The organism is Streptomyces sp. NBC_00203, from assembly GCF_045206325.1.
Classification (GTDB): Bacteria; Actinomycetota; Actinomycetes; order Streptomycetales; family Streptomycetaceae; genus Streptomyces; species Streptomyces lutosisoli.
In genome coordinates, this window is sequence record NZ_CP108126.1 from 9,288,731 (window position 1) to 9,300,062 (window position 11,332).

Sequence of the window (11,332 nt, forward strand, 5' to 3'; positions counted from 1 at the left end):
GCACAATGGTGCTCAGCGGAAGGTAGAACCCCCGTACGGCGGGGGTCAATGCCTTTGGCTAACAATATTGTTGACAGTTATCGAAACGCGTTCTTGACGTGCGCCGAGAGCGAGTTGTGTCCATCGGGAGCTCATCGGGAGGCGACGATGCCCGCGGCAGTCCGCGCGCCCCACTTCGTCCGGTCCTTCGAACGCGGCCTCGCCGTCATCCGCGCGTTCGACGCCGACCACCCGGAACTGACGCTCAGTGAGGTTGCGCGCGCCTGCGACCTGACCCGCGCGGCGGCCCGCCGTTTCCTGCTGACGCTGGCCGACCTCGGATACGTCCGCACGGACGGCCGGATGTTCCGGCTCACCCCACGCGTGCTGGAGCTCGGCTACGCCTATCTCTCGGGCTTCACGCTGCCGGACATCGCCCGACCGCACCTGGAGCAACTCGCCGACCAGGTCCAGGAGTCGTCGTCGCTGTGCGTCCTCGACGGCGACGACGTCGTGTACGTGGCCCGCGTGCCCACCCGCCGCATCATGACCGTGACGATCACCGTGGGCACCCGCTTTCCGGCCCATGTGACCTCCGTGGGCCGGGTGATTCTCGCCCATCTGTCGGACGAGGAGACCGACGCCCGGCTCGCCCGCGCCGAGCTGCGGCCCCTCACCGACCGCACGATCGTCTCGGTGGACGCGCTGCGGGCCGAACTCCGGCGGGTATGGCGCCAGGGGTACGCCATCGTCGACCAGGAACTGGAGGAGGGGCTGCGCTCGGTCGCCGCCCCGGTGCGGGACCGGGACGGCGAGGTGGTGGCGGCGGTGAACATTCCGGTGCACGCGAGCCGCAACTCCCTGGACTCCGTACGCCGCGATCTGCTGCCCCACCTGCTGGCGACCGTGGCCCGCGTCGAGGCGGACCTTCAGGACCTCAGGCTCACAGGTCCAGCACGAGCCGCTTCCCGAGACAGCGGGAGACACAGATGAGCATGGTCTCGCCCGCCTCCCGCTCCTCCTCCGTGAGCACCGAGTCCCGGTGGTCCGGGGTCCCTTCGAGCACGTCGGTCTCGCAGGTCCCGCAGGTGCCCTCGGTGCAGGAGAAGAGCACCTCGACACCGGCGGCCCGGACGGTGTCGAGGACAGAGGCGTCCGACGGAACGGTCAGCGTCCGCCCCGAGCGTTCCAGGACCACCTCGAACTCGGTGTTCCCGCCCGTGTCTTGAGCCTTCGGCTGGAAACGTTCGACGTGCAGCACTCCGGCGGGGCAGCGTTCCTCCACCGCGTCGAGGAGCGGCCCGGGGCCGCAGCAGTAGACGAGGGTGCCCTCGGGGACCCCGTCGAGTACGGAAGCGAGGTCCAGCAGCCCCGTCTCGTCCTGTGGAGCGATCCGCACCCTGTCCCCGTACCGGCCCAACTCCTCGGTGAACGCCATGGATTCACGCGTCCGCCCGCCGTAGAGCAGCGTCCACTCGGCGCCCGCCTCCTCCGCGGCGGCCAGCATCGGCAGGATCGGGGTGATGCCGATACCGCCCGCGACGAACCGGTACCGCGGGGCGGGCTTGAGGGCGAAGTGGTTGCGCGGACCACGGACGCGCACTTTGTCGCCCTGACCCAACTGCCCATGGACGTAAGCCGATCCACCGCGCCCGTCGGGCTCCCGGAGCACCGCGACGCGCCACGCCAGACGGTCCGCCGGATCACCGCACAGCGAGTACTGCCGCTCCAGGTCCGGCCCGAGGACGACGTCGATGTGGGCGCCCGCTTCCCAGGAGGGGAGTTCCTCGCCCAGCGGGTGGCGCAGGGTGAGCGCGAGCACGCCGTCGGCCACGGACTCCCGTCGCTCGACGACGAGTTCGGCTTCGTACAAGGTCATGACCCGTTTCCTCGTGGTGCGTGGCCGTCGGGGTGGGCGAGCATCCACTCCCACATCTCGATCGGGTCCTGGGCGGTGTGCTCGGCGCCGCAGTGGCAGGTGCCGTGCAGGACGTCCGTGCCGGGGAGCCAGTCGACGCGGTAGATCTCGCCGGTGGGACCGGTCACTGGACCTTCTCCATCGGCTTGTCGCCCTCCTCGACCAGACGGGCGAGGATACGGCGGGCGGCGAGACCACCGGTGTCGATGTTGATGCTCAGCTCCTGGTACCCGGCCCGCTCCGAACCGAGCGTCTTCTGCAGCAGGTTGAGCGCGTCCACGTCCTGCATCACGACCGTGTGGTTGAAGTCCCGCAGGAACGTGGTGACTTCGTCGTCGTCGCGGGCGAAGTCCCGGGAGACCGCCCAGAAGTCGTACACCTTGCCGTCGGCGGACGGCGTGATGGCGTACGTGATCTCGGTGTGGAAGGCGTTCGGGTCGCTGCCGTCCGCCTCGGGCAGCACGCCGACCGGCGCGATACGGCTGTGCAGCAGGTAGAGGCACGGCGCGTGGTACTCGATGTCCTGCCAGCGCGTGATGCGGCCCTCGATGCCGGTCGAGCGGGCGTAGAACGGCGGACACTCGGCGTCGGCCATGTGCCGGCTGACCCGCACGATCCCCGCGCCCTCGTCGACCTCGGTGGAGATCGGCGTCTCGGCGACCTCGGGAGTGCCGATGTAGCCGCCGTGCAGATAGGTCTCGTGGGAGAGGTCGAGGAGGTTGTCGACGAGCAGCCCGTAGTCGGCGTCGATGGGCTCCATGCCGCAGACCGTGGTCCAGTCCGGGGAGTCCATGTGCCGGGCGCGCGGGATGGTGAGCGGGTCGGCGAGCGCCGGGTCGCCTATCCACACCCAGACGAACGAGTCCTGCTCGACGACCGGGTACGAGGCGACCCGGGCCGTGCGCGGAATGCGTTTCTGCCCGGGCACGTACACACAGGCACCCGTCGTGTCATACGTGAACCCGTGGTACCCGCACACGATCCTGTCGCCGTCGAGCCGACTCTCCGAGAGCGGGAAACGGCGGTGCACACAACGGTCGGACAGCGCGACGGCCGTCCCGTCCTCCTCGGCGCGATAGAAGACGAGCGGCTCACCGAGAATCGTCCGGCCGAGCAGCTCGCGGCCCACCTCGTGCGTGTAGGCGGCGACGTACCACTGGTTCCTGGCGAAGGCGGTCGTGTGAGGCATGGGGGTTCCGTCCCTGTCGGCGGGGCGTCGTCGCCCCGCGTGCCGTGGTTGGAATCAGGGTCGTGACGCTTGCATCGGCTTGACAAGGCGGCTTCTGCCAGGCGGAAGAGCTTCTGTAAAGAGGCTGGTCAGAGCCCTGTTCTGTCAGCCCCTAGTCGCCAGAGTGAAGTGCCGCGTGGTGTGGCCATTCGGTTCGCGCTCGGAGGAGCCGGAGGCGGCGACGACGAGTGTGACTACTCACAGCGTGGCGTTAATCGCCCAATAATGTCCAATTACTTTCAATTGTGATACTCCTCTGTCTGTGGATGCTCGGTACAGCGGCAAGATTCAGCATCACTGCAGGTCAACTACTGTTCGTTTTGGAGTCTGGGGCCTCGGGGCGAATCCGGGTCGAATCCGCACCCTTTCAGGCTGTTGAGCGTGTTGCCGCTGGTCAGGGTGGTGTGAGGTCGCGTGCTGGTTCGCCTTGCGGATGGGAGCGGCGCGGGGAGCAGTTGGACCGGTGAGCCGCTGAAGAGGCACTGAGTGGCGGTGGTCGGCTGCCAGGGGCGGGGGCTGGCCAGCGGATTCTTCGCTGCTGGTGGCGTTCGCCTTTCGTGATCATGTCCTGCGGAAATGTCTTCAGGCGGGACGGCTGATGCGTGACGGCCCGGGATTGATGGTTCCTGGCCGAAACCGACCTGCTGAGCGTTTCAGGGGCCGTCCAGGAGCCGCGGGGTGGTCGGGTCATGTGGCAGGGGCCCCGCCGCCTCGCGCGGCAGCCGGCGCTCTCGCAACATCCGGTACACCACCGGAACTGCCATTCCTCGGCGCCGTCATCAGCACAGCCTCGGTCGGGCTCGCCGTCACCAACGCCGAACTGGAAAATCTTGGTACCTCGACGAGTTCATGGGGCCGCGAGGCCCCTTGTGTGGCGCTCATGTAAGTCCTGCTCTCGGCTGGGCAGTTGGGGGGGTGCTTCTATCTGTTCGGTCAAGGTGTGCGGGCTCGGTCAGGCCGTTTGTTCGTGCCTGGGCTGGTAGAGGGTGCGGTGTTTGAGCATGGTGTGCAGGACGTCGACGCGGCGGCGGGTGAGGCAGATGAGGGCTGCGTTGTGGCGCTTGTTTTCCGCCCGTTTCCTGTCGTAGTAGGTCCGAGATTCGGGGCTGTTCAGCGAGGCGAACGAGGCCAGGAACAGGGCCCGTTTGAGCGTCTTGTTGCCGCCGCGGGGCGGTCCTTCGCCCCGGATGGAGGTGCCCGAACGACGGGTGGTGGGGGTCAGTCCCGCCTAGGAGGCCAGGTGGGCGGCGGTGGGGAAGGCGCTGGCGTCGCCGACCCCGGCCAGGATGCGGGCTCCGGTCCTGACCGCGACCCCGGGCATGGAGGTCAGGACCTTCGCGAGAGGGTGGGCCTGCAGCAGGGCCGCCATGCGGGTCTCCAGGATCTCGCGACGCTTGAGGAGCACGGCGAGCGACTCGGCCAGACCGGAGATGATCTCGCCGGCCGAGCCGGTGCCGGGGACCTGGACGGTCTGCTCGGTCAGGGCCGCGTGGATCTGTCCGGCCAGCTCCCGCGGGGTCCGCATCCGCGGGGCAGCATCGGTCATGACCTGGATGAGCTCCTCGGCGGGGGCCTGGGCCAGTGCGGCCGGGGAGCCGAAGGTCTGCAGCAGGGCCAGGACCGCCGGGTGGCGCAGCCGCGGTCCTACGATGCGTTCCAGGGCCGGATGGATCGAGGTGAGCAGTCCGCGCAGCCGGTTGGAGGTGCGGGTGGCGTCCTGGGCGAGGTCGTCGTCGTAGCCCAGAACCATGGTCAGTTCGGCCCGCACGCTCTCGTCGGCTTCGATGGAGTGCAGCAGGTGGGGCATGGTGCGGGCGGCATCGGCGATGACGTAGGCATCGCGGGCGTCGGTCTTGCCCGTGCCGGGGTGCAGATCGGCCAGCCGGCGCATCGACAGCCCCGGGAGATAGGCGACGTCGCATCCACTGGCGCGGGCGACGGTCACCGCCAGGGTGCCGATGGAGGCCGGCTGGTCGACCACGACCAGCACTTTCCCCTTGCGGTTGAGGCGGGCGAACAGCTCCCGCAGCTGAGGCTCGCCGTTGGGCAGCGGCTTGTCGAAGGTCGTACGGCCATCACGCAGCAGGGCCGTGCCGTGGTGGGTGGACTTGCCCACGTCCAGGGCACAGAACACATCGATCGACGTGAAGTTGTTGCTGGTCACCGGGCTTTCCCTCCCCGGAGTCGCCACCGGTGGCCCGCCCGGGCACCGGAGATCGGCAGCCACATTACGCAGCCCTGCCTGTCGGCGGACACGCTTCCATCAGCGACCATCCGATGCCGCCAGGACCGGCGACAGCACCCCCCGGATCATCAAGGACAGGGGCAACGAGCCATACCGGCCCCGGAGGCCACGAACCCGAACCGGGCTCTACAACGAAGGTAATGGGCATCTGTCGGCGGCCAGGAGAAATGGCTCTGATCAACTTTTCGGGATGACCGAGCGTGACTGACCTGCCAACTCCCTTGTTGTCCAGTCGTGTTGGGAGATCGAATAGTTGACGTGCTGCTGCCGCACTTGGCGGGCGTCGCGATAGAGGACATACGAGCCGAGGACGGAAGCTTCCTCATCAGCGCCTCGGCCGTTCACGGTGCAGGCCGGTGCCCCAGCTGCGGCACGAACTCGCAGCGCATCCACGATCGATACCGTCGGCGGCTTGCCGACGTCGCGATCGGCGGGCGGCCCACGACGATACATCTGACGGTCCGGCGATTCCGGTGCGAATTGCCTTCCTGCCCACGCAGGACCTTCGTGGAACAGGTCGACGGGCTCACCTTCCGACACGAGCGCCGCAGCCAGTTGCAGCAAGACATGCTCACCGCGATCGGACGCTTCCTCGCCGGACGGGCCGGCGCTCGGCTCGCGGCCATGCTCCACTGCACCGTCAGCCCGAACAGCATGCTCGACCGCGTGCGGCGGCTGCCCGCCGAGCCGCCGCAACGAAGTCCCGCGTGCTGGGCGTGGACGACTTCGCCCTCAAGCGCGGTCATGTCTACGGCACCGTCTTGATCGACATCGAGAACGGTCGCGTCGTCGACGTGTTGCCGGACCGCACCGCCGAGACCTTCACCGCCTGGCTCGAGCAGCACCCCGGCGCGGAGATCGTATGCCGTGACCGCGCAAGTGCGTATGCCGAGGCCATCCGGACGGCCGCTCCAGACGCGGTCCAGATCGCCGACAGGTTCCATCTCTGGCAGAACCTCTGCAAGGCGGACGAGAAGTGCGTCATCGCCCACCGCGGCTGCCTCGCCTCCCTCGAAGACGACCAGGACGAGCCGGCCGAACTGCCCGCCGAGCCACCGGTGATCGAGGGCAAGCGGGTCACGAACACCCGCCGGAACTTCGCGGCGGTGCACGAGATGACCTCTTGATACGCCCGAGCCGTCCGAGCTCCCGCGCAGACCGAGGCCCGTGGGGCGCGCTGGTGTCACGAACGGCTAGTGAGGTGGAGGCACATCCGCAAGACGGTTGATGCCTGGGATTAGGTCGCTCGCGTGGCCCGCATGTGCTCGTGACCAGCGCAAACACCTGAACATCGGGGAGGGACAACCTTGATCTACTGCGGAATCGACTGGGCGGAACGAACCCACGACGTCGCCCTGGTGAACGATGCCGGGGCGCTGGTGGCCAAGCGGCACATCACCGACGACGCGGCCGGCTACAAACTGCTGCTGGAACTGCTCGCGGAATACGGCGACACCGAGGAGAACCCGATCCCGGTGGCGATCGAGACCTCCCGTGGCCTGCTGGTTGCCGTGCTGCAGACCGGGAAACGGAAGGTGTTCGCGATCAACCCGCTGGCCGCCGCCCGCTACCGCGACCGGCACTCCGTCTCCCGCAAGAAGTCCGACCCCGGCGACGCACTCGTGCTCGCGAACATCCTGCGCACCGACATGCACGCCCACCGGCCGCTGCCGGGCGACTCCGACCTCGGCCGCGCCATCGCCGTCCTCGCCCGCGCCCAGCAGGACGCGCTGTGGAACCGGCAACAGATCGCCAACCAGCTCCGCTCCCTGCTACGCGAGTACTACCCCGCCGCCCTGGAAGCCTTCGCCACCTGGACCAACGGCCTGTGCCGCCCCGAAGCCCGCGAACTCCTCAAGGCCGCACCGACTCCCTCCCGGGCCGCGCGGCTGACCCGCACCCAGCTCCGGGCCGCCCTTAAACGAGCAGGCCGCAAGCGCGGCATCGAGGCGGAGGCCGACCGCGTCCGCGAGGTCTTCCGCGCCGAGTGGGCCCACCAGCCGCCGCTGGTCGAGAACGCGCTCGGCAAGCAGATGCTCGCCCTCCTTATCCAGCTGGAAGCCGCCTGCACCGCAGCCGCCCAGCTCGCCGAGGCGGTGGAAGAGGCATTCCCTCAGCACCCGGACGCTGAGATCCTGCTGAGCTTCCCCGGGCTCGGCATCCAGCTCGCCGCCCGGATCCTGGCTGAGATCGGGGACGACCACAGCCGCTTCGCCGACGCCCGCGGACTGAAGGCATACGCCGGCTCCTCGCCCATCACCAGGGCCTCCGGCAAGAAGTCGTCCATCACACGGCGGTGGGTGAAGAACGACCGGCTCAATCACGCGGCTACCTCTGGGCCTTCGCCTCACTCCGAGGGTCCGTCGGAGCCAACGCCCACTACCGGCGACGACGCGAGCACGGCGACTGGCACGCAGCCGCCCAGCGCAACCTCTTCAACCGCATGATCGGCCAGCTCTACCACTGCCTACAACACCGCCAGCTGTTCGACGAACACACCGCGTTCCCCACCGAACTCGCCGCCGCAGCTTGACTCATTGGCATCGTGAGGTGTCTTCCTTCATGCCCCGACACCGGCCAACTCACCCGATCCAGCACCTTGTTCGAACCGGACCGAGCACACGAACGGATAGAGAACGGCCAGTCAGGGGCACTACCTACGGCACGGTGCTCACTCCTGTTCCGTGCGGATCACAGTCATGCGATGGGCGGAGTCGACGGGGTGGTGAGGCGTACTGAACGAGATGATCTTTAGTGGTCCGCCCTCCTGCGGGCCGCGCAGGCCGTGCTCGTAGACCGCCGGGATGAACACAGACTGCCCCGCACGCAACAGGTGGTCCACGCCGTCTATGTGCACCGAACCAGCCCCCGACAGCACGTACAGCAGATGGTCGCCCTCGTGGATGTGGGGCGGAAACGCGCTTCCCGGTTGCAGTACGAGTTGGTCGACGCCCATGGTGACGCCAAGGGACGAGACCGCGCGGGCTCCGCTGGCGCCCTCTATGCCAGTGACGTCGACACCGAGGTCGTCGATCACCTGATGTTGCTGCGCGGCCGCGAGATCGACCAAGTGCTGTGCGACGTCGAACAGATTGCCCATGTCAGCTCTTCTCTCATGATGTGTATTGACTGTGCGGTGTTGCGCTGCGAGTGGTGGTTCAAAGTGATGGGGCGAGGTTCAGGACCCGCTCGGTGAGCGAGCCAAGGACCGCTTCGGCAAAGTCGGCTGGCACCACACCTTCCTGCCACAGCAGGTGGAGGCTGATCTGGTCGGGGAACCGGTCGACCTTCAGGACGAAGGGCCGGCCGCGTCGCTTCAGACCCTCGGTACGGATGCGATCGTCTGCGGGCGGCCGCGCCGGAAGGGGCCCGAGCAGTGCCGGCGGTCCTCCGCCGTCCCGCGTGGCGCTGAGATCCTGGTAGTTCAGCCAGGCGCCGGTCAGCACGGAAGCCTGCGTGCCGGCGTAGATTTCCTGCTTGAGCTCCTCCACACGCAGCCGGTCCACGTTCGCGGCTATCGCCCCGCGCAGTTGTATCGGGTACAGGGCGCGCGCGGCGTCGGCCAGGTTCACCCGAGGCGTCCGCTCGACAGTCATAGGTCCGCGCAGGAAAAGAGTGCTGACTGACCGCCGGTGGGCGGGGCTCAGCCGGTTGGTGAAGTGCGCCTGCAGGCCCACTCGGACGGCACCGGCCACGTCGCACAGGGCATGGCCCAGGGCGGTGAGGAAGAGCGTGGAGACAGGCACACGCAAAGCCGCGGAGCCCCGGTCGGCGGCCTGCAAGAGCCGGGTCGAGCCCATGACGCAGGACCGGTACGTCGGTGGCGGATCCCCGGCTCGGGCCGGGGTACCCACGTGGGGTACATCAGCGGCCCGCAGGCCGGACAGCTGATCGCGCCAAACGGCGAGGGCCCGCTCCAGGTGGGCGTGTCCCGCCGAGGACCGTTCCCACCGGGCAACCTCCCTTGGCTGCATGGGTAGTTCGGTCGCTCCGAAAGCCTCCTCCGGGGCGTGCCCGCGCCGGGCGGCGGTCAGGAACCGGGCGAGGTCGTTCCGTAGTATCTCAATGCCCCAGCCGTCGACGGCGGCATGGTCGGCGACGACACCGATTTCGGTGACGGCACCCCGGTCCTCCGCGACAAGCACTTTCAGAGGCCACTGCCGCTCGAGGTCGAAGTCAGTGCGGCGCAGCGAGCGGAACCTCTGAGCGCCTTCGTCGGCCGGGTGGAACTCGAGCAGCGGTTCCAGGTCGGCCGGTGACGTCGGCGCGGGCGCCACCCACTGCACGTCTCGTGGTCCGTCACCGGGGACGAGGAGGGTGCGCAGTGCCTCATGCCGGGTGATGAGTGCGCGAACCGCCGCACGCACCTGGTCGCGGGTGCTGCCCGTGGCGGCCACGCCGGTGACCAGGTTGTAGACATGGGAGTCCGTCCGGTGCAGGGAGGGCGGCTGATCAACCCGCCAGCCCACCTGCCAGTCCAACTGGGGCCAGTTGACGGGCTCTTCGCGCCAGCCGTGTCCAGGGCCGGTCACCGGCACCCCCTGGCATGAGCCTGGTACAGCTGCGCTTGTTGCGCCTGAGCGGCCGTCAGCTCATGGTGCTTGTCGATCTGTTCGAAGGGCTCGGCCAGAGCGGTGAAGGAAAGGAGATTCCGCCCCGTCACGGAGAACGCGATGACATCGGGTAATGATCGAGTAAATAACTCCTGCAATACAACCGTCTTTGGGTTTCCGCCACACACATTCATAATATGGACGGGGCATCCTTTCTGCATCAACGGCCGCTCTCCGAAGCCACCCTGAGATAATCGGCGACCAATGGCATGGAAAATCGATGGGAATACCGAACTGGCTGCTGCATGACAATCATCAAGTGCACATCAACGTCGGGATTTTACTGAGTAGCGTCGTTCATATTCTCCAGCCCAGGGTCGTGAGCGCCGGGACAGCCGTGCGGCGCACCGTTGAAGGGCGGGGTGAATGACGTGGAGACGGCCGGGACCCAGGCAGACGTGGACAGCCCGCGCGGACGGCACAGATTAAGAAGAGGGGAACAGTGCGGAGAAACGCCGGAGGAACGTCCGAAGCGCTCGGGGGGCCACCACACCAGCACTGCGAGGTGGAATGCGCAACTTAAATGTAGAGGGGACAAAGCCCCGCGTCGCATCGAGCGAAGTCGACGTACACGCGCCTCACGAGGAACTTCCTGACGCCCGTCACGATCATGACGCGACAATACCGCGACATTAGGCAACCGGTCAACCATGTATCACTCCGTCATATCTGGTGGAGCACTGCACCAGAAGCCATTCCCTGATCTGTCATCAAGCCGAGTACAACTGGGTTTGATCCGCTTTGACGGACATCGCCGACAGCCACGCGGTGACGACGGCCGCGTCACGCCCGTCGAGCTGAACGAGAACCGTGAAACGAGTCGGGTCTGTCCAGCGAACGGCTCTGTCCCGTAATCGGTGGTAGCGCTGTGTAGTGAGTCCGGCGTCGACGGCGGCGCGGTCGAGTTCGAGGCCGTTAGCGAAGGAGTGCAGCCAGGTTCTCGGGGTTGGAGAGCGGGAGGTGGGCGAAGTGTTTCGGGGTGGTGACTGGCTTGTCGCCCGCCGCGCGGCCCTGGGTGATGTAGCGGTAGAACAGGTTGAGGCTCCTGGTGTAGCCCAACTCCTTGACCTCTCTGAAGAGTTGGAGGGCGGGGACCGCCGGTTCCTCCGCCCGGCGGGCGCGCAGGTGGTCGCGGTAGGGGTCGACTGGGTGGGCCGCTGCCGGCCGGGCCGGGGCCAGGAAACTGATCTCGGCGTTCGAGCAGGTGGACGCCTATCTTCGCGCCCACGACGCAGGAACAGCGACGGTGCTGGATAGCGACCGGCGGTTGGAGAACCGGCTGCGGCAGCAGTCCCGACATCTGCACCTGCAGGCAGCGAATTACGGCTGGTTCGGCCCGGCCGCCCTTG

8 protein-coding genes and 3 pseudogenes are annotated in these 11,332 nt (G+C 67.6%); 4 read left to right on the top strand and 7 right to left on the bottom strand.

Going from position 1 to position 11,332, the window contains the following annotated elements; all coding sequences use genetic code 11:
* Nucleotides 1-147 precede the first annotated feature (147 nt).
* Nucleotides 148-972 (top strand): IclR family transcriptional regulator C-terminal domain-containing protein, encoded by an 825-nt coding sequence (locus tag OG975_RS41155; RefSeq protein ID WP_406334698.1) that lies wholly within the window; start codon nucleotides 148-150, stop codon nucleotides 970-972.
* On the opposite strand, the gene OG975_RS41160 is transcribed toward OG975_RS41155, so the two are convergent.
* From OG975_RS41160 to OG975_RS41175, 4 genes and pseudogenes are all read right to left on the bottom strand, one after another.
* Complete coding sequence (locus OG975_RS41160; RefSeq protein WP_406334699.1) at nucleotides 923-1,858, bottom strand: PDR/VanB family oxidoreductase; 936 nt, start codon at nucleotides 1,856-1,858, stop codon at nucleotides 923-925. The two genes, OG975_RS41155 and OG975_RS41160, sit on opposite strands and share 50 nt — an antisense overlap.
* Nucleotides 1,855-2,025: a hypothetical protein gene (locus tag OG975_RS41165; RefSeq protein WP_406334700.1), complete on the bottom strand. Its 171-nt coding sequence runs from the start codon at nucleotides 2,023-2,025 to the stop codon at nucleotides 1,855-1,857. The genes OG975_RS41160 and OG975_RS41165 overlap by 4 nt, the downstream gene beginning before the upstream one ends.
* Nucleotides 2,022-3,086 carry a Rieske 2Fe-2S domain-containing protein gene (locus OG975_RS41170; RefSeq protein WP_406334701.1) on the bottom strand — a complete coding sequence of 355 codons (1,065 nt, stop codon included), beginning with the start codon at nucleotides 3,084-3,086 and terminating at the stop codon, nucleotides 2,022-2,024. Before OG975_RS41170 ends, OG975_RS41165 begins: the two co-directional genes overlap by 4 nt.
* Nucleotides 3,087-4,077: 991 nt before the next feature.
* Nucleotides 4,078-5,289 (bottom strand): annotated as a pseudogene (locus tag OG975_RS41175) (IS110 family transposase).
* Nucleotides 5,290-5,628: 339 nt separating this feature from the next.
* Here OG975_RS41175 and OG975_RS41180 point away from each other — a divergent pair.
* From OG975_RS41180 to OG975_RS41190, 3 genes and pseudogenes are all read left to right on the top strand, one after another.
* Complete coding sequence (locus tag OG975_RS41180) at nucleotides 5,629-6,135, top strand: transposase family protein (RefSeq protein ID WP_406334702.1); 507 nt, start codon at nucleotides 5,629-5,631, stop codon at nucleotides 6,133-6,135.
* A complete protein-coding gene (locus OG975_RS41185) occupies nucleotides 6,078-6,497 on the top strand; it encodes a transposase (RefSeq protein ID WP_406334703.1) in 420 nt (139 codons plus the stop codon). Before OG975_RS41180 ends, OG975_RS41185 begins: the two co-directional genes overlap by 58 nt.
* A 180-nt stretch (nucleotides 6,498-6,677) precedes the next feature.
* Nucleotides 6,678-7,903 (top strand): annotated as a pseudogene (locus tag OG975_RS41190) (IS110 family transposase).
* A 138-nt stretch (nucleotides 7,904-8,041) separates the two neighbouring features.
* Here OG975_RS41190 and OG975_RS41195 read toward each other — a convergent pair.
* The 3 genes and pseudogenes from OG975_RS41195 to OG975_RS41205 form a co-directional block, all read right to left on the bottom strand.
* On the bottom strand, nucleotides 8,042-8,470 hold the full coding sequence (locus tag OG975_RS41195; RefSeq protein ID WP_330308856.1) for a cupin domain-containing protein: 429 nt from the start codon (nucleotides 8,468-8,470) through the stop codon (nucleotides 8,042-8,044).
* Nucleotides 8,471-8,528: 58 nt separating this feature from the next.
* Nucleotides 8,529-9,902, bottom strand: coding sequence for a condensation domain-containing protein (locus OG975_RS41200; protein ID WP_406334704.1), 1,374 nt, complete (start codon nucleotides 9,900-9,902; stop codon nucleotides 8,529-8,531).
* A gap of 938 nt (nucleotides 9,903-10,840) precedes the next feature.
* A pseudogene (locus OG975_RS41205) lies at nucleotides 10,841-11,129 on the bottom strand (hypothetical protein); the annotation flags it as partial.
* Between the last annotated feature and the right edge of the window lie 203 nt (nucleotides 11,130-11,332).